This is a genomic window from Mesorhizobium sp. M0615, from assembly GCF_040320805.1.
Lineage (GTDB): Bacteria > Pseudomonadota > Alphaproteobacteria > Rhizobiales > Rhizobiaceae > Mesorhizobium.
Map to the genome: position 1 here is coordinate 296,336 of NZ_JAMYQI010000001.1, position 22,650 is coordinate 318,985.

Here is a 22,650-nt window from a genome sequence, read left to right on the forward strand (position 1 = left end):
TGGACGTCATGAGCGTTGTCGAGGCCGCAGACGCCAGGCATGAGATCATCATCGTGCGGCGCAACCACGACGACCACGACGACGCCCACCATGGCGGCGTCTGGAAGATCGCCTTTGCCGATTTCATGACTGCCATGATGTGCTTCTTCCTCGTCATGTGGCTGATCAACGCCGCCAACGAGCAGACCAAGGCAGCCGTCGCCAGCTACTTCAATCCGGTCAAGCTGGTCGATCGCAACGCCAGCCGCAAGGGCCTCGAAGACCTCGGCGATGGCCCGAGCAAGGTCGGGCTGACGGCGGACGACCCGCGGGACAAGACCAGCAAGGCCGGACAGGACGGCGTCGGCGGCGCCGGTACTTCCGACAAGAAGCAATCGAAGGAATCGGCGCCAAAGACGGATCTTTCCGACGAGCATCTGTTTGCCGATCCCTATGCGGTGCTGTCGGAAATCGCCACCGACACCGGCGTCATGCAAAATGTCAGCGAGAAGGGCGATGGCGGCGCGCAGGCGTCCGGCCCGGCTACCGGCGCATCCGGCGGCCAATCCTACCGCGACCCGTTCGCGCCGGATTTCTGGTCGCAGCAGGTGGCTGCACCAGGCGCCGAAGCCACCGCCGAACGCACCAAGATCGAAGGCGATCCCCTGAAGCCGGGTGACAAGGCGGCACAGACGCAAGTGGCGGAGGTGAAGGCCGTGCCGGCCGCGCCGCCAGTGGCCGCGGCGCCGCTCGAGCCGCTGGCGAAATCCGTTTCCGATAAGCCGCTGACCAAGGCTGAAGCCAAAGCAGAGGCCAAGGCTGAAGCAGCGAAGGCCGAAATTGCAAAGGCCGAAGCCGCCGAAGCACAACCCGCACCCAAACCCGAAGCCGCGGAAAAAGCGCCGACGGCCGCCACTGTTAGAGCCGCGGCGCAGGTCAAGCAGGAACTGGCCGAGGCCTTCAAGCCAGGCGACAAATTGCATAATGGCGTCTCCGTCGAAGCCACCGACAAGGGTGTCGTCATTTCGATCACGGACCAGTTCGATTTCGGCATGTTCGAGATCGGATCGGCGGTGCCTAGGCGTGAACTGGTGCTGGCGATGGAAAAGATCGGCCGCATCGTCAACGAGCAGAAAGGCACGATCAGCATCAACGGCCACACCGACGCGCGGCCGTTCCGCAGCGACACTTACGACAATTGGCGGCTGTCCACGGCGCGCGCCCATTCCGCCTATTACATGCTGGTGCGCGGCGGCGTCGACGAGCGCCGCATCACCGAGGTCGCCGGCTTCGCCGATCGCGAGCCGAAAATTGCAGCCGACCCGATGGCGGCCGCGAACCGCCGCATCGAAATCCTGATGGCGACCGACGGATGAGGCGCGCCGCCATCATCGGCCGCGCCGTCGGGCTGCTGCTGCTGAGCGCTGTCCATCCGCCATCGGCCTTCGCCGAGGACGGCTTGCAGCCCTATCAGCTGGTGCGCTCGCTGCAGCTTGTGCAGGACCGCATCGCCGCCGGCGATCACGCCGCGCTGCCGATGCAGGCCAAGCTGCTCGAAATGGCCGACACAAGGCTGCGCGCGGCGGACGCAGATGATTTCAGCGACCCGAAGAATTTTCGCGCCTTGCTGGTCTATGGCATGAGTGGCGGCAACCCCGTCACCGTCGAGGCGGCGGTGTCGCGCGCCAAGACCGACCCGCAAAGCCTGACCATCGCCAAGGGCATTGTCGATTATCTGAACGGCCGGCAGGCGGCTGCGATCGAGGCGCTGAAGCCGATCGATCCGATGACCCTGCCCCCCGATGTCGGTGCCTTTCTGGCGCTGGTCAAGGGCTCGCTTCTCGCCACCGAGCAACCGGTCAGCGCGCTTGCGCTGCTCGACGATGCTCGCCTGCTCAGCCCCGGCACGCTGGTCGAGGAAGCAGCACTGCGCCGCTCGGTCGGCATCGCCGCCGCGCAAGGCGACGGTGCGCGTTTCGCGCTTGCCTCAACCCAATACGTCGAAGACTACCTCTATTCGCCCTATGCCAGCCAGTTCGCCGACGCCTTCGTCTCCGGCGTCATCACGCTGCACATGGCGATCAGCCAGGACAAGCTCGCCGACATCACCGCAATGATGGATCCAGAACGCGAGAAGGTGATCTATCTGCGCATCGCCCGCCGCGCCGCGATCGACGGCTTTGCCGATCTCTCCGCCTTTGCCTCGGCCAGGGCTGAACGGGGCCGCGACGGCATCCACAATCCGGACGATCCGCGCGCCCAGCTCTATTCCAGCCTGTCCACGGTAACGTCCGGCACCATCGGCGAGGTCCGCGCCAAGCTGGACAAGATCGATCGCAACCAGCTTTCGCAAAGCGACCGCGACCTGCTCGATGCCGCGCAGGCCGTGGCGGGTGAAGTCATCGCCCCGCCGGCGCCGCTGCCTGCCGAAAAGCCCGCACCTGCCGCGGCCAGGCAGGAGCCGGTCAAGACCGCGGCCGTGGAAAGACCCGACGAGCCAGAGCTGCCGCCGGTCGAAGGCGCGATGCCGGAACAGCCAGCCGCCACAACGTCGAGTGAACAGCCCGCAACCGACCAACCGAAGGCGGCAAGTGAGCCGGCCGCGCAGGCACCGAGCACGCCCGAGCCAAAGGCGGCGGAAATGCCTGCAGTCGCCTCCGCCAGCGATGCGGCTCCGGTCGTGCCGGCATCGGCGCCGGCCCCCGCCGCCGTAGAGCCAGCCGATCCCACCGACGCCGCCATGGCGAGGACGCGTCACCAGCTCGATTTGATCGACCAGATGCTTGGAGCAGCCCCGAAATGACCACCAATGTTGGCCAGGCCCTGCCGGCTCCCGCGCACGCCGGATCGAAGCAGTCGGCCTCAAACGCCAAGGGCGGCGACAAAAGCTTCGGCGACATGGTGCGCGGCGACGACGATGCGCCGACACCGATAGGCCAGGGAGCAATTGAGGCCGCGTCGCACGAGCTGCATTGGGCCAAACGCAGCCCTGCCGGTCCCGGCAAAAGCGAAATCCCACACACCCAGTCTGGCAAAACGGGGACGAAATCCGCTGCCGGCAAGGCCGCAAAAGAACATGCCGATAGTGGCCCGGACAAACCATCCAAGGACGCTGAGGTGGCCGGACGAGACGCGGATGCAGGATCGCTGCAGGATCATTTGCCACTGGTGCTGGCGTTGCACGATATCAGGCATTTCTCAACGGTCCGGACAAGCGGGAACGGCATCGCGACGAATGGACAGACTGGGCAACCGGCGCCCGCTGGCGAGGCCATTTCTGCACAGACGTCGCCTCTGAAGAGACACCGCGCAGCGTCCGGCATTGACAACAGACTCGACACGACGACGCGATCGGAACGGGCCAAGCCCGGTACCAGCGTTTCCGCACAGGATCAGGGGCAAAAGCTGCCCGCGATCGGGCTCCAGTCCGGCAAACTGCCGCACCAGGATGGTCCGACGCCTCCTCTACCGGCGGACCAGACGGCAAGCGACGTTTCGGCACCCGAGGCAAAACGGTCCGCGCCGTCGGCGAAGTCCGTCGATGGAGCCCATTCCGCGGCATCGTACACACAGGGAAACCAGCCGCCATTCGCTGCGCGCGTCGACATTGTCGCCGAACAGAGCTTCCCCGCGCCGGCGCATAGTCCGATAAACCAAACGACTTCGGCGCTTATCGTCGCGCTGGCTTCGGACAACGGCCTGCGGCCAGCCGTTTCGACGCCGTCAACGACCGCCCAGACGGGCGGTTCTGTTGCCGTTCCGACACATATATTGAAGATCGAGCTTCACCCGGCAGAGCTCGGCATGGTCACCGCCAGTCTGAGGCTTTCCGGAGAACAACTTTCGATAGAATTGAAGCCCGAAACCCATGAGGCTTACCGCCGTCTCGCCACCGATAGCGACGCCATCGTGAAGTCGTTGCGCGGGCTCGGCTTCGATGTCGACAAGGTCACCATCCTGCAACCCTCGATAGCGATCCACGCAGCGGCCCGCAGCGATGCAGCGAACTCGCAGCCAATGCCGCAAGGCCGCGACCAGTCCGCTTTTCAGCCCGGAAACTCGAGCGGCAACAATACGGGTTCGGGCGGCCAGCAGTCGGGAAGAAACCGCAATGACGATGCCCAGGAATTCGGCCGCGCTGGCGCGCCTGCTGGCGAGCGCGCTGGCGACGATATGTTTATCTAGCCTCGCCACCAAGCCGGCCACCGCCGCCACCAACCCTTGCGAGCCCGAGATTTTGCGTGCCGCCGACCGCTATGGCGTGCCCGCCGGCATCCTCTATGCGGTCGGGCTGACCGAGACCGGCAAGAAGGGAAGCCTGCAGCCTAATGCGTTGAATATAGAGGGGAAAGCGGTATTTCCAAGGAACCGCACCGAGGCCCTGGCCGCCTTCGAAGCAGCCTGGCGCGAGGGCAAGACACTCATCGATCTCGGCTGCATGCAGATCAACCATCACTATCACGCCGCGCATTTCCGCAGCGTCGACGACATGCTGGACCCGCGCCAGAATGTCGACTATGCCGCGCGCTTCCTGGCCAGCCTGCATGCGCGTCATGTCAGCTGGTCGATGGCCGTCGCCCGCTACCACGCCGGCCCCGACAATGACCCCGCGCAGAAATTCTATGTCTGCCGCGTCATCGCCAATATGGTCGCCACCGGCTTCGGCAAATGGACCCCGAACGCCCGCAACTTCTGCAACCATTAGGTGAATCATCTCTTGCGAACGGCTGCAAATCCACGCCCGGCGGGTGACGTGCCACGTCACCCGTTCGGCAACCAACGATACAACCTCCTGATTGCGGTTATTTCGAAACTCGAAATAACTCCCAAGAAAATAGCTACAAGAAATGATGGTTGTTCAGGATTCCCGGCACCGGTTACGGCTCTTCCCACGGGGCAGATGATCTGATTCGGAGGCGGGGCCGATGATTGTAATCGTTGACGAGCGTGAGCTCGTAACTGAAGGCTATAATTCACTTTTCGATCGTGAGGGCGTCGCCTGTGCAGGCTTCGCGTCCGGTGAATTCGGCGAGTGGGTGACATCGGCCGCCGACACGGATTTGCGATCGGTCCGAGCCTTCCTCATCGGCGACTGCCGCGAAGGCGCCATCTCGCCACGCCAGATCCGCGACCGCACCGGCGCTCCGGTTATCGCGCTCAGCGAACAGCACTCGCTTGAAAATACGCTGCGGCTGTTCGAGAGCGGTGTCGACGACGTCATCCGCAAGCCGGTCCATATCCGGGAGATCCTGGCCCGCATCACCGCCATCCGCCGCCGCGCCCATGAGGACGTCAGCTATACCGAGATCGGCGCCATGCGCATCTTCATGGACGGCCGCGATCCCGAGATCGATGGCCAGCCGTTGCCTCTGCCGCGCCGCGAACGCCGCATCCTCGAATATCTGGCGAGCAACCGCGGACGCCGCGTCACCAAGACCCAGGTCTTCAACGCCATCTACGGCATCTTCGACGAAGAGGTCGAGGAGAACGTCGTCGAGAGCCACATCTCCAAATTGCGCAAGAAGCTGCGCGAAAAGCTCGGCCAGGACCCGATAGATTCCAAGCGCTTCCTTGGCTACCGGCTGGTGTTCTGATGGCGGTCTGCGCCAGCCTCGCGCAAGACAGAAATTATATCCTCGCGACCACAGATGGGCCCAACGATGTTGGGCATTGAGGAGACGTTCGATGAGCCTTTACGGAATGATGCGGACCGGCGTTTCCGGCATGAACGCGCAGGCCAACCGCCTTTCGGCCACAGCCGACAACATCGCCAATTCCGACACCACCGGCTACAAGCGATCCTCGGCCGAGTTTTCGACGCTGATCATGCCGCAGGTCGGCGGCGCCTATAATTCCGGCGGCGTCAACACCACCATCCGCTCGGCCATCAGCGCCCAGGGCGTGCTGCAGTACACGACCTCGGTTTCCGACCTTGCGGTCAACGGCAACGGTTTCTTCGTCGTCCAGGACCCCAGCGGAACGCCTTTCCTCACCCGCGCCGGCGCATTCGTTCCCGACGCTCAGGGCAGACTGGTCAACGCCGCCGGCTACCAGCTGATGGCCTACAGCTACGCCAACGGCACACCGGCTGCCACCGCCAACGGTTTCGAAGGGCTGGTGCCGGTCCAGATCTCCGACCAGGAAATGACCGCGACGCCCAGCACCGCGGGCAACTTCAACGCCAATCTGCCGGCCGGCGCCACGCCGCCCGCCGGTCCGCTGCCGTCCACCAACAGCCCGACGGCGGAATACACGTCGAAATCCTCGATGGTCACCTACGACAATCTCGGCAACAAGAAGCTGCTCGACCTCTATTTCACCAACACCGGGACCGGCACCTGGTCGGTCTCTGTGTTCGACCAGTCCCAGGCGACGCCGGGCACATCCTTTCCCTATATGGGCGGCGCGCTGGCCACGGCCAACCTGACCTTCGACACCACCACCGGCAAACTCACCGGCGCCGTCGATTCGATTACCATCCCCGTACCGGGCGGTGCGTCGCTCGACCTCGATTTGTCCAAGCTGACTCAGCTCGGCACCGGCTTCACGGTCTCCGAAGCCAAGGTCAACGGCAACGCGCCCAGCACGATCGAAAAGATCCAGATCGGCGAGGACGGAGTCATTTACGCCCAGTATCAGGACGGCTCGACCAAGCCGCTGTTCAAGATCCCACTGGCCGACGTCCAGAGCGCCGACAACCTCACCGCACTGCCTGGCAATGTCTATGCGCAGTCCACCGACTCCGGCACCGTGCGCATCGGCTTCGCCAATGAAGGCAAGCTCGGCAGCATCATCTCCGGCGCGTTGGAAAATTCCAACGTCGATATCGCCGAGGAATTGACCAACATGATCGCGGCGCAGCGCAGCTACACCGCTAACTCGAAAGTGTTCCAGACCGGTTCCGACCTCATGGATGTCCTTGTCAACCTGAAGAGATAAACGACGGGCACCAGGGGAATGAACCCAAACCAGAGCAGCGCGGTGCGCGGATTTCGAATTCAAGGCCACACCGGCAAACCGGCCGGGGTGGTCTGGAATTGCAGGTTTCCGAACGCCGACGCCGCCGACAGGGCAGAGACGTCATCCCCTCCCCACTGGCCTCGTGAAAGACCCGCATGTCGCTGACTTCCGCATTGACCATAGCCCAACAGTCGCTTCAGACCACATCGAAGCAGACCAGCGTCCTTTCCCGCAATATTGCCGACGCCAGCAACCCCGACTATGCCCGCCGCACGGCGGTCGTCGTCAGCAGCGCGCCCGGCGCCCGCTCGGTCGAGATCCAGCGCGCCACCAACGCCCTGCTGTTTCGCCAGAACCTTAGCGCGCAATCGGCATGGAGCGGCCAGAGCACGCTTTACAGCGGAATTGACCGCCTCGCCGTTGCCGTCAACGGCGTCGACAACGCCTCCTCTGCCTCGACCGCGATCGGCAAGCTGCAGAACGCGCTGCAGCTTTACGCCGCTACGCCATCCAACCAGAACCTCGGCTCCAGCGTCATCGACGCGGCCCAGCAGGTGGTGCGCGCTCTGAACGACGGCACCAACGCGATCCAGGATTTCCGCACCCAGGCCGATGGCGAGATATCAACGGCGGTTAACGATCTCAACTCGCTGCTTAGTCAGTTCCAGGACGCCAACAAGGCGGTCATCTCCGCAACCCGTTCGGGTACCGACGCATCCGACGCGCTCGACCAGCGCGACGCTTTGCTGAAGAAGATCGCGGACTATGTGCCGGTGTCGACCTTCACGCGTGGCGACAACGACATGGTCATCACCACCAAGGATGGCACGACACTGTTCGAGACCATTCCGCGCTCGGTAAGTTTCACCCCGTCGGCGGGCTACACGGCCGGCACACCAGGCAACACCATCTACATCGACAATGTGCCGGTCAGCGCCGGGGCTGGCGGCAACACCAGCGCCGACGGCAAGCTCGCCGGGCTCATCACCTTGCGCGACGGCGTCGCGGCGACGATGCAGAGCCAGCTCGACGAAGTCGCGCGCGGCCTCATCACCGCCTTTGCCGAAACAGCACCTTCGCAGACCGACCGAACCGGCCTGTTCACCTGGTCGGGTGCGCCCGCCATTCCGGCCGCCGGCACGCTGATCGACGGCCTTGCCGGCTCGATCAAGGTCAACGCCGCAACGGACTCGAGCGTCGGCGGCAATCCGGTGCTGCTGCGCGACGGCGGCGCCAATGGTGCGGCCTATATCGCCAACACTGCCGGCAACGCCTCCTATTCGCAGCTCTTGATCGGCTATGGCGACAAGCTCGACAAGCCGATGCCTTTCGACGCTGCGGCCGGCATCACCGTCACGTCCAGCGTGTTCGACTACGCCGCCAATGCCATTGGCTGGTTCGAAGGCCAGCGCCAGCAGGCCTCGAGCAACGCCGACGCCAAGGAAGCGCTGGCATCGCGCACCGCCGAGGCGCTGTCCAACGACACCGGCGTCAATGTCGACCAGGAGATGTCGCTGCTGCTCGACCTCGAACACACCTATCAGGCCTCGGCGCGCATGATGAAAACCGTCGACGACATGCTGTCGGCCCTGCTCGATGCCGTGGGATAAGCCATGAAAGCCACATCCGTCTCCTCGGCCGCTCTCTCCAACGCCGCGCGCTATCAGCAGATGCGCATGCAGGGCGAACTGGTCAAAGCCACCAAGGAATCGACGACCGGCACCGTCGCCGATGTCGGTCTGGCGCTCGGCGCGCGCACCTCGCAGGCGGTCACCTTCTCGCGCGACCTCGACCGGTTGAACGTCATCATCGATTCCAATTCGCTGGTCACCGCTCGGCTGTCCTCGACGCAGGCTGCGCTTGGCCAGCTTTCCGACACTGCGCAGAATTTGCTGACCGCGCTGACCGCCGCCGGCAATTCCTCGAGCACCATCACGCAGCAAGCCGGCAAGGCCGCCGTGCAGCAGATGACCTCTATCCTCAACGCCAGCGTCAACGGCGAATATCTGTTTGCCGGCACCAACACCGACGTCAAGCCGATCGATGACTTCACTGCCGCCGGCTCGCCGGCCAAGGCGGCGTTCGACGCTTCCTTCTCGTCTTATTTCGGCTTCACGCAGGCCGATCCGCTCGCTGCCAACATCACCGCCGCCCAGATGGATAGCTTCATCACCAGCAATGTCTTGCCGCAGTTCATGGGCTCCGGCTGGCAGGCCAACTGGTCGAACGCCACCGACCAGCAGATCGTCAGCCGCATTTCGCTGGGCGAAACCACCCAGACCTCGGCCAGCGCCAATGAAGACAGCATCCGCAAGCTCGCCATGGCTTCCGCCCTGGTCACCGGCCTGCTCTCCGGCAATATCAGCCAGGCGGCGAAGACCGCCGTTGTCGGCCGCGCCCAGGCTATGGTCGGCGAGGCGCTGGGCGGGCTAGGGCAACTGCAGGCCGAGACCGGCCTTGCCGAGAAGCGGGTCTCCGACGCCAGCGACCGCATGAAGACGCAGGTCGACCTGTTCGAGCGCCATATCCTCGATCTGGAAGGCGTCGATCCCGCCGAGGCAGCCACCCGCGTCGCGGATCTGACGCAGCATATCGAGACGTCCTTCGCGCTGACCGCGCGGCTGCAGCAGATGAGCCTGCTGAACTACCTGACCTGACAATCTCAACCGCAACGGTAGAGCCAAACGATGTACCAATTCTCCTACGCCGACATCCAGACCGACTCCGTTGCCGATGCGAAAGATCGCGAGCGGCAGCTTTTGACCCGCTCGATCGAAATGCTGGCGGCGGCGGCGGCGGTCGGCCACACCTCGATGGAGGCGGTCGAAGCGCTGCACTTCACCAACCGGGTCTGGACCACCTTCGTCGAGGATCTCGGTTCCAGCGACAATGTCCTGCCCAAGGAACTGCGCGCCAACCTCATCTCCATCGGCCTGTGGCTGCTGCGCGAGGCCGAGGACATCCGCCAGGGCCGCACCGACAATTTCGAAGGGCTGATCGAAGTGTCCCAGATCATCCGGGACGGCATTCAATGACCAACACGCTGAAGATATCGCTGAAGCCGAACGAGAAGATCTACATCAACGGCGCCGTCATCCGCGTCGACCGCAAGGTCACCGTCGAGCTAATGAACGACGTACAGTTCCTGCTCGAGAACCATGTCATCCAGGCCGACGATGCCTCGACGCCGCTCAAGCAGCTCTATTTCATCCTGCAGGTGATGCTGATGAACCCGGCCGGCGCCATCGAGGCGCGCGCCATGTTCCGCCGCTCGCTGCCCTTGCTTTTGGCAAGCTTCGAGGATGAGCAGATCAGTGGCGCGCTGAAGCAGATCGACCGCATGGTCGGCGAAGACCATATCTATGAAGCGCTGAAGGCTATCCGTGCGCTTTATCCGCTCGAACGCCGCGCACTTGGCGGCAATGACGATGTTCAGGGTGCGAAGCGCCCGCTGGCCGTGGGAGCACAATACTGATGAATGTGGACATGACGACGACGATCCCCACGGGCGCCAACCAGGGCACCCAGCAGACGTCGAAGACAGCGGTCGACTACCAGTCGTTCCTGAAGCTGTTGATCGCCGAGATGAAGAACCAGGATCCGACGAAACCGATGGATTCGACACAGTATGTCGCCCAGCTCGCCACCTTCTCGCAGGTAGAGCAATCGGTGCAGACCAACACCAAGCTCGACCAGATCATGCAGTCCTCGGCGCTGTCGCAGGCCGATGCCTTGATCGGCCGCTCGATCACCTCGGCCGACGGCAAGACGACCGGCGTCGTGGCCTCGGTCAAGCTTGCAAGCAACGGCGTGATCGCCGTGCTGCAGAACGGCACCGAAGTGCCGGTCGGCGCGGGCGTTTCGATAAAGCCGGCCAGCTAGACAGTTCCATAGAGGCGCGCTCACATGAACGAGGCCGACGCACTCGACATCGTCCAGTACGCGGTATGGACGGTGCTTGTTGCTTCCGCGCCGGTGGTGCTGGTCGCCATGGTGGTCGGCATCGGCATTGCCCTGATCCAGGCCCTGACCCAGATCCAGGAAATCACCCTGACCTTCGTGCCCAAGATCGTCGCCATCATGCTGGTCGTGGCGCTGACCGGTCCGTTCATCGGCAGCCAGATCTCGGCCTTCACCAACGTCATCTTCGAGCGCATTGAAAACGGGTTCTAGGCAGCGCTTGCAGGCGGCTGTGTTCCGGCTAGATTGCAGGCCATGACTCAGGAAGAACTCACCGGCAGGCCATGTGCGGAATAGCCGGCGTCTGGCGCAAACGAAACCCGATCGACGCCAACGACCTGTCGGATGTCGCCAGCATGATGCAGGCGCTGGTACATCGCGGCCCCGACGATCATGACAGCTGGCACAACAATCGGCTGGCCCTCGGTCACCGCCGACTGACCATCATCGATCCCTCGCCCGCCGCCCGTGAGCCGATGCTGACTTCTTCCGGCAATGGCGTTCTCGTCTACAATGGCGAGGTCTACAATTACCGCTCGTTGCGCGAAACGCTGCAGGCGCAAGGCGTCGTCTTTCGAACCATCTGCGATGCCGAAGTGGTTCTCGAAGCCTTGCATCACTGGGGTCCCGAAAAAGCCGTGCCGCTGTTCGACGGCATGTTTTCCTTCGCCTATTTCGACGCTCGCAACAGTGCGCTGTGGCTTGCGCGTGACCGTCTCGGAATCAAGCCGATGTCGGTGGCCGACACGCCGGAGCGAATCCTGTTCGCCTCGGAGGACAAGGCGATCCTCGCCTGCGACGGTTTTCCGCACGACATCGACAGCCGCGAGATCACCTTGCGGCTTGCCTGGCAGAGCCGCGATTCCAGCTACAGCCTGTTCGACCGCATCGAGCGCCTGCCGCCCGCCGGCCTGTGGAAGATCACCGATGGCGGTATCGAGAAGCGCCGCTTCTGGCATGTGCTGGACGTGCTGGAGACCGCGCGCATTACCGACGATGCATCCTCTGATGCTGAGCACATGGCGACGCTCGAGGCGTCGCTCAAGGAGAGCGTCGGGCTTCACTGCATCGCCGATACCAGCGTTGCCACGGCCTGCAGCAGCGGTGTCGATTCCGGCCTGATAACGGCGTTGGCCAAGCGGTTCAGGCCGGAAGTCCATGGTTATGTCGTCGACCCGCAGCTCGGCCACAGCGAGGCCGAAGACGCCGAACGCACCGGCCGCCATGTCGGCGTGCCCTTGCGCCGGGTGCCGGTCGACAGGAACCGGTTTTTCGAACTTTGGCCAAGGGTAATCTGGCATCTTGAAAGCGATGGCTGGCACGCCAGCCATGTCGCACTGCTGGCGCTTGCCGAACGATGCCGGGCCGATGGCGTCAAGGTGCTGCTCACCGGCGAAGGCGCAGACGAATTGTTTGGCGGCTACCCCTTGCAGGCCTTGAGCATGAAGAAGTGGCGTTCCTGGTCGTGGCCCCGGCGCCTGGTCCATTCGAAGCGCTCGCTCGACCGGAGATTCGAGCAACAGCGTCATGCGCCCTACAAGGTCTCGGCTGGAAGCCACTCACAAATGGATCGCAGCATGGTCCTGCGTGCTTTGTCGCCGGAGCTGAATTTCCTCCAAACCGAGATCTTCGACCGGCTGGAGCCGGTGACGCCGCCCGCGGATCGCGCCTTTCTCGGTAGTTGCCTCTACGACTTCTATTCGCATCTGCAGGACATCCTGCACCGGCACGACCGGCTGAGCATGGCGGCGTCCGTGGAACTGCGGGTCCCGTTCCTGGAAAACCGCCTGATCGACTTCGCCATCCATTTGCCGAGGCGGCAGAAATACCGCGACAAGACAGGAAAATGGCTTTTGCGAAAGGTCGCTGAAAAGCATATTCCGGGCCAGAACGTCCATGCGCGCAAGATCGGCTTCGAGATGTCGTCGCAATTTTCGGCCGGCACGGAGACTTTGCTACGCGGCGGTTTCCTGCGCGATGCCTTGAAATGGCCCGCCGCGAATTTGGAGGACATGGTCCAGTTGGCGCGGCGCGAGCAACCATCCAGGCTGCGGCTTGTCGGCATGGAGCTTTTCCTGCGCCTTCACGCCGGCGGCGAGACGCCAAGCACGCTGACCGAAGCCTTGCATGCCGCTGCCCGGGACAGAAGCTGACTTCGCGCGCGGCCGACAGCCCCGCGCAGTGGACCAATGAGAACATCGCTCTGGGTAGCGGACCCTTCCCGGCTGACGTATTTTCGCCTTGCTATCCTGTTGTTGGACCATGATCTTTTTCGAAGACGCGTTCGCCCTTTTGGATGTCGTGCTCTATTTCAGACGGATGCCATGATTGTCGTCCCGGCGGACGAAACCAGCACGTTAAGGTGGGACAGGTCTGATGATCGATGACGAGCCGGACAGCGAACGCGTTTCGGCGCTGGCGCCGTTCCGGCACGGCATCTTCCGCGCCGTCTGGTCGGCCAGCCTGGTGTCGAATTTCGGTGGCCTGATCCAGGGCGTCGGCGCCGCCTGGATGATGACCACCATCGCCACGTCGCCCTATCAGGTGGCGCTGGTCCAGGCCTCGGCCACTCTGCCGATCATGCTGTTTGCACTCGTCGCCGGCGCCATCGCCGACAGCTTCAACCGGCGCAAGGTGATGCTGATCGCCCAAATCTTCATGCTGGTCGTCTCTGCACTTCTAACGCTGTTCACCTGGAACGGCTGGATGACGCCGTGGACGCTGCTTGCCTTCACCTTCCTGATCGACAGCGGCACGGCGCTCAACAACCCGTCCTGGCAGGCATCGGTCGGCGACATGGTGCCGCGCAACAAGCTGCCGGCCGCGGTTGCACTCAATTCACTGGGCTTCAACCTGACGCGCAGCGTCGGCCCGGCGATCGGCGGCATCATCGTTGCCGCCGCTGGTGCGGCTGCTGCGTTCGCCGCCAATGCGCTGAGCTATATAGGTCTCATCATCGTGCTCTTCCGCTGGAAGCCGGAGCTGCCGGTCTCGACGCTGCCGCGCGAGACGCTGGGCGCCGCCATGGGCGCCGGCCTGCGCTATGTCGCCATGTCGCCCAACATCGGCAAGGTGCTGGTCAGGGGCTCCGCCTTCGGCTTCAGCGCCGGCGCGGTTTTGGCGCTGCTGCCGCTGGTGGCGCGCGACGTCGTCAAGGGCGATGCCTTGACCTACGGCATCATGCTCGGCGCCTTCGGCATCGGCGCCGTCGGCGGCGCGCTGATAAGCGTGCGTCTCAGACAATTGCTATCCAGCGAAACGATGGTGCGGATGGCCTTCGCCGGCTTTGCCGTCTGCGCCTTCAATGCCGCCATCAGCCTCAATGCCTGGCAGACTGCGGCGGGTTTGCTCATCGGCGGCGCCTGCTGGGTGATCGCGCTGTCGCATTTCAACGTCACGGTGCAGATGTCGACGCCGCGCTGGGTCGTCGGCCGGGTGCTGTCGGTCTACCAGACGGCGACCTTCGGCGGCATTGCGCTGGGCAGCTGGATCTGGGGCGTCGTTGCCGATGCGCATGGCGCCGAAACCGCGCTGATTGCGGCGGCCATCGCGATGCTTGTTGGCGGCGCCATCGGCCTGTTCCTGCCGCTGCCGCAGCAGACGACTCTCAACCTCGACCCGCTCAACCGCTTCAAGGAGCCGCATCTCGGCCTCGACCTGAAGCCGCGCAGCGGCCCCATCGCCATCATGATAGAGTACATTATCCGCGACGAAGATGTACCCGAATTCCTCGCCACCATGGCCGAGCGCGGGCGCATCCGCCGCCGCGACGGCGCCCGCAACTGGACGCTGGCTCGGGACCTAGAAAATCCCGCAGTCTGGATCGAACACTACCACACGCCGACCTGGCTGGAATACATCCGCCACAACCGGCGCGCCACCCATGCCGACGCCGTCGTCGGCGAGCGGGTGCGGGCGCTGCACAGCGGCGACGAACCGCCGCGCGTGCGCCGCCTGATCGAGCGCCCGACGACCGCCGGCACCGCGCTGGTCTCGCCGAAGGGGCCGATCGATCACTGAGCTCGCCATAGCCGTAGCGCCGGTCAGCCGGCGCTCTGGATCATGTAGAGCTTGCGCGTGGTCTCGCGTATCAGCCACTCGCCCTTCCAGCCCTGCGGCAGGACGAGGAGATCGCCCGGACCGAGTTCCCGCACCTCGCCATCGATGCGGCTCAGTTCCACGCGCCCCGAAATGATGTGGCAGATCTCCGACGAGTCCGAACGATCGGCGGTGAAGCGGCCGGGCGTGCATTCCCAGATGCCGACATCGACAGTCCCGTCAGGCGATTGAAAGAACGAGCGCACGGCCTCGACCTGATCGCCTTCAATCGAGCTTGGCTTAGGAGAGAACGCGCCGATCTCGGCCTTGGCGAGATCGTGGAAGGTCGAAAGATCGATCAAGTCTAGCTCCATGGATAAGAGCAATTCCAGGAAAGGGGTCTGCCCCGGAATTGCGTGAGAACAAATGGCTTTAGTGGCCGGTGATGCTGTCGGCCAACGCGGCCAGCTTCGAGGTGCGCGCAAGCCCTGCCGCCTCGCGGCCATCGGAAATGCGATAAAGCTGGTACATCGAATGCACGCCCAGCCAGCGGAAGGGCTCCGGTTCCCATGGCCTGACCTTGCGGTTGACCCAGGGCAGCTTCGTCAGCTCGGTGTTTGCCCCGAGAACAAGGTCAGCCAGCGTGCGCCCCGAAAGGTTGGAGCTGGACACGCCGAGGCCGACATAGCCGCCGGCCCAGCCGATGCGGGTCGCGGGATCGAGGCCGACCGTGGTGCACCAGTCGCGCGGCACGCCGAGCACGCCGCACCAGGCGTGATCGATGCGGCATCCCTTGGTCTGCGGCAAGAGCGTCGTCAGGATCGTGTGCAGCTGGTCGATCGTGGCCTGCTGCGTCTGGCCGTTGACGTCGGTGCGCGAGCCGTAGCGATAAGGCACGCCGCGTCCGCCCATCGTGATGCGTCCCTCACGCGTGCGCTGGGCATAGCAATAGGCATGCGCCGCATTGCCGAGCAGTTCGTGCCCTTCCCAACCGATGTCGCGCCACAGGTCGGCAGGCAGCGGCTCAGTCACGATCTGCGCGCTGTTGAGCGCCAGCCAGGTCCGCTCCTCGCCGGGGATGCCTGATGTAAAACCCTCGGTCGCGCGGATGATCGTCTCCGCCTGCACCGTACCGCGGTCTGTCGTCACGCTGCCCTTGGCGATGCTTGTCACCGTCGTCTTCTCATAGATCGGCACGCCCAGCCGCTCGACGGCATCGGCAAGCCCGCGCACCAGCTTGGCCGGCTGCACCCGCGCCTGGCCATGGACGACGAAGCCGCCCATGACGTTACGGATGTTGATGCGCGTGCGCGTTGAGGCGGCGTCCAGCATCTCGACGCGGTTCGGGTCGACATCCCAGGAACGGATCGTCTCGCATTCTTCGCGCACGCGCTCCAACTGCGCTGCGTTGGTGGCCACCGTCAGATTGTCGACGCGGCGAATGTCGGCGTCGATGCCTTCCTCGGTCGCGACCCGGATCACTTCATCAACGCAGCCTGCCATCGCCGCCTGCATCGCCATCACGCCTTGGCGGCTCGATGTCTTGAGATATTTTTCGCGCGACCAGCTGAAGCCGCCCGACAGCCAGCCGCCATTGCGCCCCGAAGCGCCGAAGCCGGCAAATTCGCGCTCGACGATCACGACGCGCAGCGATGGCTTCGCCTTTTTCAGATAGTAGGCGGTCCACAGGCCGGTATAGCCGGCGCCGACAATGGCGACATCGGCCTCGATGTTTCCAGGCAAGGACGGGCGCGGAACGGGAACCGCCCCCAGATCCGCATACCAGAACGATATGTCGCCGTTGCGCTTGGCTTGCATGGAATGACTTTCAGATGGGATCAGGCCAGATGGGATCAGGCCAGATGGAATCAGGTGAGTGTGGTGTCGGCGCTTGCGTCGTCCGCGAGCAGCTTGGCATCGCTGCCGTCGAAGCAGAGCTCGACCTTGTCGCCGAGGCCAAAACTCTCGCCGGTCAGTGGTGAGCGCACGATCGCGGCCGAGCCGTCGGCGAGCTTAACTTCGTATTTCGATTCCGAGCCGAGATAGATGGCTTCCGCGATCGTCCCCGACAGGCGGTTGGCGCCATTGGCAGCACTTTGGCCGGCTCTTCGGATCGCGAGCTTTTCGGGACGCAGCAGCATCACCGGACTGGCTTCTCCCGACAGCTTACGCGGTACCGTCACCGTCTCGCCGGCGATGCTCAGCGCGGTGCTGTTGCCATCGCTGCGCGCCTTGCCGCGCAGCACGGTGGAATCGCCGATGAAGCGGCCGACGAACAGCGTTGCCGGCTCGTCATAGAGCTGGCGGCCGGTGCCGACCTGCTCGATGCGCCCGCGGTTGAACACGGCGATGCGGTCCGACAGCACCAGCGCCTCTTCCTGATCGTGCGTGACATAGACGAAGGTGGTGCCGAGTTCGCGATGGATGCGCTTGATCTCGAGCTGAAGCCATTCGCGCAGCTTCTTGTCGAGCGCGCCGAGCGGCTCGTCCATCAGGAGCAGCGGCGGGTCGAAGACGATGGCGCGTGCCAACGCCACGCGCTGCTGCTGGCCGCCCGACAATTCGCTGGGATAGCGATGCGCGAAATCGCCCATCTTGACCATGTCGAGCGCCCTTGCCACGCGTGTCTGCCTCGTCGCCTGGTCGACGCCGCGAAGCGTCAGCGGATAGGCGACGTTGCGGCCGACGCTCATATGCGGGAACAGCGCGTAATGCTGGAAGACGACGCCGATGTTGCGCTTGTGCGCCGGCACGCCGACGACGCTTTTTTCCCCGACCAGAAGCTTGCCGCTGGTGACATCGGTGAAACCGGCAATCACGTTGAGCGTCGTCGTCTTGCCCGAGCCGCTGGGGCCGAGCAGCGTCATGAACTCGCCGGGCTCGATGCGCAGCGACACGCCGTCCAGCGCCTTGAAGCCGCCATAGGCCTTGCTGATCGCTTCGAGATCGATCGCCGCGCCCTTGCTTGTCGGCTTCGGATTCATTGGCGTCCTTTCCGCTCGCGGCCAAGAAGGAGCATGCCGCCGCCGATCAGGATCGTGGTCGCGAAAAGCAGGATCGTGCCGACAGCCGCCACCGTCGGATCGGCGTCGCGCGTGATCGAGGCAAAAATCTGCACCGGCAATGTCTTGAGATAGGGGTTCGTGATGAACAGCGACACGACAATCTCGTCGAACGAGGTGGCGAAAGCGAACAGCAGGCCTGAGAGCACGCCCGGCGCGATCAGCGGCAGCGTCACCGTGCGAAACGTGGTCAGTGCGCCGGCGCCCAGGCTCGCGGCGGCTGTCTCCAGCCGGCGGTCGAACACTTCGAGACTGGCCGAGACCGCGATCAGCACGAAGGGCAGCGCAAGGATGGTGTGGGCCAGCACGAAGCCGAGCAGCGTGCCGACGAGCTGCGTGTCGAGATAGACGGCATAGATGCCGATCGCCAGCACCACGCCCGGCACCACCATCGGCGTCAGCATCAGCATACGCAAAAGGTTCGCCGGCCGCGCCTTCATGCGGTCGAGGCCGAAGGCGGCAAGCGTGCCGAGCACCGTTGCCAGGACGGCAACGATGGAGGCGACTTTCAGCGAGTTCAGGAAGCTGTTCGACCAGTCCGGATTGGTGGCGAAATTCTGGTACCACTGCCAGGAAAAGCCTTGCGGCGGAAACGCCAGCGATTTGTTTTCGTTGAACGACATCGGCACCACGACCAGCGTCGGCGCCACCAGCCATATCGCCACCAGCAGGCAGACGAGCCCGAGAAGAACGCGGGTGAGCGGCTTCATCTCCATCAGCGCCGCCCCGCTTCCCGATGACTGGACCGCATCACAGGTGCTGCCAGCGCCAGCAGCACGAAGGTGGTGACCAGCAGAACGACGCCCATGGCGCCGCCCCTGCCCCATTGCAGCAGGCTGAGCACCTGCGTCTGCACCAGCGTCGACAGCATGGTCGAGCGCGGGCCGCCGAGCAAAGCAGGCGTGATGTAGAAGCCGAGCGACAGGATGAAGACGATGATCGCGCCGGCATAGACGCCGGGCAGCGACAGCGGCAGATAGACGGTGAAGAACGCGCGCGACGGCCGCGCACCGATGCTTTGCGCCGCACGCATCAGCCTGAGGTCGATGCCTTGCATCACGGAATAGAGCGGCAGGATCATGAACGGCAACAGCACCTGCGCCATGCCGATGACCACGCCGGTCTGGGTGCGGATCAGCTTGACGCCGCCGAACCCGACCGAGCGCAGCAACGAATTGATGACGCCCGAATCCTGCAGCAGGATCACCCATGACAGCGTTCGCACCACACCACTCACCCAGAACGGGATCAGCACGCAAAGCACAAGCACCAGCCGGACGCGCGGCCCGACCGCGGTCATCAGATAGGCATAGGGATAGGCCGCGATGACGCAGACCAGCGTCACCCAGGCCGAAATGACGAAAGTCCGCTGCAGCACTGTCAGGTTGACCGGCGCGCCGAAGAACCAGGCATAGTTCTGCAGCCCCCACTCAGGTTCCGACAGGCTGCGCAGCACGATGGTGAGCAGCGGATACCCGATCACCGCGACGAGCAGGATGAGCGCCGGCGCCGTGAGCGCGAACGGCCGCCATGCCCGACCCGGCCGCGCATGGGCGGCGGGTTGGGCGATGGGTTCGGACGCGCTCACGGCCTGGCTCTCACTTGGCTGTTCAGTTGCCTGCCATCAGCGCCGACCACTTCTCCTGCGCCACCGGGAAGTTCTCGACCCAGAACTTGATGTTCTGCTTGTAACCCTGCTTCTGGCGCTCGGGCGTGTTGGTCAGGAAGGCGGCGACCGACGCATCGACCTTGGGCTGCGCGTCATTGTTGATCGGCGTATAGGAGGTCTGCTGCGCCAGGATCTCCTGCGCCCCCTTGCCGAGATAGGCATTGAGCAGCGCATAAGCCGCATCCGTATCCTTGACGCCGACCGGAATGGTCATCTGGTCCATCACCACCAGCCAGTCCTGCCAGGCCGGCGCATATTTGGCGCCGTTCTTCACCGCCGTCATGGCACGTCCGGTCCACATCATCAGCATGTCGGCTTCGCCAGATTCGGCAAGCTGCTGCGACTCAGCGCCGGTCTTCCAATAGATCGTGTCGGGACCGAGCTTGCGGATGACATCGATGGCCTTGTCGATGTCGGCCGCCGTCATCGCCTTCGGGTCGCCGCCAGACGCCTTCAACGCCTGCTCCAGCAGGCCGCCCGTCGGGTCGCCCGAACCGTCGAGCGCGCGCGTGCCGGGGAATTTTGCCGTGTCGAAGAAATCGGCCCAGTTCTTGGGCGGGTTATCCCCATACTTCTCCTTGTTGTACATCAGCACGACGCCGTAGTTCATGGCCGGCACCGAGCATTCGCCGACCTGGCCCTCGGGCACCTTGGAGACGTCAAGCTTGCTGAAATCAAGCTTCTGGAACAGCTTGCCGCAATAGACGTAAGGCGGCAGGTCGGCGGTGTCGACGACGTCCCAGGTGACGTTGCCGGATTCGACCTGCGCCTGCAGCTTGGCGATCTCTGTCGGCCCGTCATTGAGCAGCGTGGCGCCGGACTTTTCGACGAACTCCTTGAGCGCGGCGGCCTGGCCGTCCTGGTAGATGCCGCCATAGGAGACGAGCGTCAGCGTCTTGCCCTTGAGCGAGCCTTCCTTGACCTCACCCGCGACAGGCTTTTCCTGCGCGAACGCTGCGGTTGCCAGAACGCCGAGCGCCAGCACGGCGCCAAGGCCAAGATGTCTTGTTTTCAGCATGATTATTGTTCTCCCATTTGACCCGCATGGATTGAACCTACCTGGCTGCGAGCGGTTTCCAGGCCCTGTATTGATCGAGTTCGGCGCGCACCGAAGTCGGTGGCGCAATGATCCACATCACCTCGGCTCGGCCACTGCCGATGTTCTCTGAGCGATGTGCTGTCGATGTCGCGTATTCGATGCTGTCGCCCTCTTCCAGCACATGCCTGACATCGCCGAGCGAAACCTCGACGATGCCGCGCAGCACGACGAGCATCTCGTGCGCGTCGCCATGGGTGTAGAGCGCTGGGCCGGTCGAGCCGCCGATTTCGAACTCGCCGACATAGACTTCCATGTCGCTTAAAGGGGGACGCGAGAGCAGCATCTTGCGGCAGCCGTCGCTGGGCGGCAGGCTCGGCCGCTCGCTGCGCAGCAAGACCCCGCGCTGCCCGGCGGCACTATCCTCGAACAGCATCGCCACGCTCACCCCAAGCGCCGAGGCCATCTGGTTGAGCGAGGCGGTGCTGGCGCCGGTCAGGCCGCGCTCGAGCTGGCTGATGAAGCTGGCGCTGGTCCCGGTCAGCTCGGCGAGTTCGCGCAGCGAAAGCCGCCGGCCGAGACGCAGGCTCTTCAGCCGCTGGCCCAGCATCTGATGGGCATGCGTCGCCGTCGAGGCGACGCCATTCTTGACCGGAGCCTGGTCGGTGCTCATCCCGTCTTTTTCTCCCACTGAACAATTTGTACAGTGACACTGTACACGTGGCAAGCGCCGAGTAGGGACATTTAAGATGCCGGCCGAGGCCTAGTCTTCGCCCGACAGGTCGCGCCGCGCCTTGTCGAGTTCCTCGGCGTAGCGCCGTATCAGATGGCCCTCGGTCAAAAGCCCGACAACGGCCCGGTTGTCGAAATTCTCGACCACCGCCAGTTCCTCCGCGACGGCGCGCTGGATGGTTTCGGCGGTGGACTGGACGTTCATGGTCGGCACCAGCACCGCATGCCGGAATTTGGCCGGCGCCAGCACCGGCGTCTCACCATCGAACGGATCGCTGTGCAGTTCGGCGACGATCAGCACGCCGACATAATGCCGGCTGCTTGCGGCGCCATTCTGGCGCTGAGGCGCAGTCAGGCTTGCCGCCCCGCTTCAATTCCCCGCGAGCGTGTCGAGGTATATGAGCGATCGCTTACGCAATCGACGCAGCTGTGTTATTTTTGGCCGTCTCCATTTCCCTCAAGGAGGAGAAGATGAGTGCGCGGGGATTTTTTTCATTAGCTGTTGGCATGATTTTTTTGAGCTCGTCTGCGGTGAGCAATTCAAGCATGGATATGCCGGTTAGGTCTGTTGTGTCACACCCGATGTCTCTTTTTTTGGCGGGAGGCAATCCGGAAAACCAAAGCCGGCCGGCAAAGGAATTTATCCAGACTGCACAACAAGATGTTTGCTGTCCTGGCGGCTACCCTTGGTATCGCAATTCGACGAACACCTGCTACGGCAGCTATGAAGACTGCCACGATACCGATGGCGGCGGATGGTCCTGCAGACAGGTCAACGCCTGCTAGACTTTCTTGGGCCTACGCCTTCTTGACTCTGCCCGGTCCTCAGATCGGCTTCGGCTCGCCGGCCTCGTAGAGCATGAGGTTGCGCTCGCCTATGCCGAGCGATGCCCAGCTCGCCCGCCAATCGGCGATGTGAGGCGAGCGGAAATGCGCGTCGAGCGCGGCCCTGTCGCTCCACACCTCGATTACATGGATGAGCCCGGCGTCGAGCACGTCCTGCGCGTAGGAGTATTCGATGCAGCCGGGCTCCGCCCAGCTGCCCAGTATCATGCGCCGCATGGCCGGCCTTGCCTCGTCGAGCCGTTCCGCCGGCAAGCGAATGGTGCCGATGATCACCAGCATGATCTCTCTCCTCAAGGCCTCTGTCGTCCCGGCAACTAACCAGTCCTCCCACCCTCGCGCAAGCTTGACCGGTTAGGCTCGAAGGGCTG

The 22,650-nt window shown here is 63.8% G+C and carries 24 protein-coding genes; 15 read left to right on the top strand and 9 right to left on the bottom strand.

The genetic code is table 11. The features are described from left to right. Positions 1-8: 8 nt before the first annotated feature. The 14 genes from NKI46_RS01495 to NKI46_RS01560 all read left to right on the top strand — a co-directional run bounded on the left by NKI46_RS01495 (position 9) and on the right by NKI46_RS01560 (position 14,919). On the top strand, positions 9-1,355 hold the full coding sequence (locus NKI46_RS01495; protein ID WP_023686352.1) for a MotB family protein: 1,347 nt from the start codon (positions 9-11) through the stop codon (positions 1,353-1,355). After that, complete coding sequence (locus NKI46_RS01500; RefSeq protein ID WP_352744407.1) at positions 1,352-2,782, top strand: MotC family chemotaxis protein; 1,431 nt, start codon at positions 1,352-1,354, stop codon at positions 2,780-2,782. Before NKI46_RS01495 ends, NKI46_RS01500 begins: the two co-directional genes overlap by 4 nt. A 95-nt stretch (positions 2,783-2,877) precedes the next feature. Beyond that, positions 2,878-4,164 carry a flagellar hook-length control protein FliK gene (gene fliK / locus NKI46_RS01505; RefSeq protein WP_352744410.1) on the top strand — a complete coding sequence of 429 codons (1,287 nt, stop codon included), beginning with the start codon at positions 2,878-2,880 and terminating at the stop codon, positions 4,162-4,164. Next, positions 4,097-4,684: a transglycosylase SLT domain-containing protein gene (locus NKI46_RS01510; RefSeq protein WP_502896785.1), complete on the top strand. Its 588-nt coding sequence runs from the start codon at positions 4,097-4,099 to the stop codon at positions 4,682-4,684. The genes fliK and NKI46_RS01510 overlap by 68 nt, the downstream gene beginning before the upstream one ends. Before the next feature lie 220 nt (positions 4,685-4,904). Then, entirely contained in the window at positions 4,905-5,573 is a 669-nt protein-coding gene (locus NKI46_RS01515; protein ID WP_023683295.1) for a response regulator transcription factor, read from the top strand. 91 nt (positions 5,574-5,664) lie between these two features. Continuing rightward, on the top strand, positions 5,665-6,918 hold the full coding sequence (locus NKI46_RS01520) for a flagellar hook protein FlgE (protein ID WP_352744415.1): 1,254 nt from the start codon (positions 5,665-5,667) through the stop codon (positions 6,916-6,918). Positions 6,919-7,094: 176 nt separating this feature from the next. Beyond that, a complete protein-coding gene (gene flgK, locus NKI46_RS01525) occupies positions 7,095-8,549 on the top strand; it encodes a flagellar hook-associated protein FlgK (RefSeq protein ID WP_352744418.1) in 1,455 nt (484 codons plus the stop codon). A gap of 3 nt (positions 8,550-8,552) precedes the next feature. Next, positions 8,553-9,596, top strand: a complete 1,044-nt coding sequence (locus NKI46_RS01530; protein ID WP_352744421.1) for a flagellar hook-associated family protein — start codon at positions 8,553-8,555, stop codon at positions 9,594-9,596. Positions 9,597-9,626: 30 nt separating this feature from the next. Continuing rightward, the gene (flaF, locus tag NKI46_RS01535; protein WP_023671893.1) at positions 9,627-9,974 is read left to right on the top strand and encodes a flagellar biosynthesis regulator FlaF; all 348 of its coding nucleotides are present in this window, start codon (positions 9,627-9,629) and stop codon (positions 9,972-9,974) included. After that, on the top strand, positions 9,971-10,414 hold the full coding sequence (flbT, locus tag NKI46_RS01540; protein WP_023683290.1) for a flagellar biosynthesis repressor FlbT: 444 nt from the start codon (positions 9,971-9,973) through the stop codon (positions 10,412-10,414). Before flaF ends, flbT begins: the two co-directional genes overlap by 4 nt. Beyond that, positions 10,414-10,821 (top strand): flagellar hook assembly protein FlgD, encoded by a 408-nt coding sequence (gene flgD, locus NKI46_RS01545; protein WP_023671895.1) that lies wholly within the window; start codon positions 10,414-10,416, stop codon positions 10,819-10,821. Before flbT ends, flgD begins: the two co-directional genes overlap by 1 nt. A gap of 24 nt (positions 10,822-10,845) precedes the next feature. Next, positions 10,846-11,112: a flagellar biosynthesis protein FliQ gene (fliQ, locus tag NKI46_RS01550; protein ID WP_023671896.1), complete on the top strand. Its 267-nt coding sequence runs from the start codon at positions 10,846-10,848 to the stop codon at positions 11,110-11,112. Positions 11,113-11,183: 71 nt separating this feature from the next. Beyond that, positions 11,184-13,052, top strand: a complete 1,869-nt coding sequence (gene asnB / locus NKI46_RS01555) for an asparagine synthase (glutamine-hydrolyzing) (protein WP_352744424.1) — start codon at positions 11,184-11,186, stop codon at positions 13,050-13,052. A 223-nt stretch (positions 13,053-13,275) separates the two neighbouring features. Beyond that, positions 13,276-14,919, top strand: a complete 1,644-nt coding sequence (locus NKI46_RS01560; protein WP_023671898.1) for an MFS transporter — start codon at positions 13,276-13,278, stop codon at positions 14,917-14,919. Between the two features lie 23 nt (positions 14,920-14,942). Here NKI46_RS01560 and NKI46_RS01565 read toward each other — a convergent pair whose 3' ends face one another. The 8 genes from NKI46_RS01565 to NKI46_RS01600 all read right to left on the bottom strand — a co-directional run bounded on the left by NKI46_RS01565 (position 14,943) and on the right by NKI46_RS01600 (position 21,737). Then, positions 14,943-15,311 (bottom strand): cupin domain-containing protein, encoded by a 369-nt coding sequence (locus NKI46_RS01565; RefSeq protein WP_081725355.1) that lies wholly within the window; start codon positions 15,309-15,311, stop codon positions 14,943-14,945. 58 nt (positions 15,312-15,369) lie between these two features. Continuing rightward, positions 15,370-16,755, bottom strand: coding sequence for an NAD(P)/FAD-dependent oxidoreductase (locus tag NKI46_RS01570; RefSeq protein ID WP_352744426.1), 1,386 nt, complete (start codon positions 16,753-16,755; stop codon positions 15,370-15,372). 50 nt (positions 16,756-16,805) lie between these two features. After that, the gene (locus NKI46_RS01575; protein WP_023686365.1) at positions 16,806-17,921 is read right to left on the bottom strand and encodes an ABC transporter ATP-binding protein; all 1,116 of its coding nucleotides are present in this window, start codon (positions 17,919-17,921) and stop codon (positions 16,806-16,808) included. Then, positions 17,918-18,715: an ABC transporter permease gene (locus tag NKI46_RS01580; protein ID WP_023695739.1), complete on the bottom strand. Its 798-nt coding sequence runs from the start codon at positions 18,713-18,715 to the stop codon at positions 17,918-17,920. Before NKI46_RS01580 ends, NKI46_RS01575 begins: the two co-directional genes overlap by 4 nt. Continuing rightward, positions 18,715-19,587 carry an ABC transporter permease gene (locus NKI46_RS01585; protein ID WP_352744429.1) on the bottom strand — a complete coding sequence of 291 codons (873 nt, stop codon included), beginning with the start codon at positions 19,585-19,587 and terminating at the stop codon, positions 18,715-18,717. Before NKI46_RS01585 ends, NKI46_RS01580 begins: the two co-directional genes overlap by 1 nt. 22 nt (positions 19,588-19,609) lie before the next feature. After that, positions 19,610-20,686, bottom strand: coding sequence for an extracellular solute-binding protein (locus tag NKI46_RS01590; protein ID WP_023728389.1), 1,077 nt, complete (start codon positions 20,684-20,686; stop codon positions 19,610-19,612). Between the two features lie 37 nt (positions 20,687-20,723). Next, the gene (locus tag NKI46_RS01595; RefSeq protein ID WP_027049833.1) at positions 20,724-21,377 is read right to left on the bottom strand and encodes a helix-turn-helix domain-containing protein; all 654 of its coding nucleotides are present in this window, start codon (positions 21,375-21,377) and stop codon (positions 20,724-20,726) included. A gap of 90 nt (positions 21,378-21,467) precedes the next feature. Continuing rightward, positions 21,468-21,737, bottom strand: coding sequence for a hypothetical protein (locus NKI46_RS01600; protein WP_023740977.1), 270 nt, complete (start codon positions 21,735-21,737; stop codon positions 21,468-21,470). Between the two features lie 170 nt (positions 21,738-21,907). Here NKI46_RS01600 and NKI46_RS01605 point away from each other — a divergent pair, with 170 nt between their 5' ends. Beyond that, the gene (locus NKI46_RS01605; protein ID WP_155921527.1) at positions 21,908-22,222 is read left to right on the top strand and encodes a hypothetical protein; all 315 of its coding nucleotides are present in this window, start codon (positions 21,908-21,910) and stop codon (positions 22,220-22,222) included. A 39-nt stretch (positions 22,223-22,261) separates the two neighbouring features. Here NKI46_RS01605 and NKI46_RS01610 read toward each other — a convergent pair whose 3' ends face one another. Then, on the bottom strand, positions 22,262-22,561 hold the full coding sequence (locus NKI46_RS01610; RefSeq protein ID WP_023691739.1) for a putative quinol monooxygenase: 300 nt from the start codon (positions 22,559-22,561) through the stop codon (positions 22,262-22,264). Between the last annotated feature and the right edge of the window lie 89 nt (positions 22,562-22,650).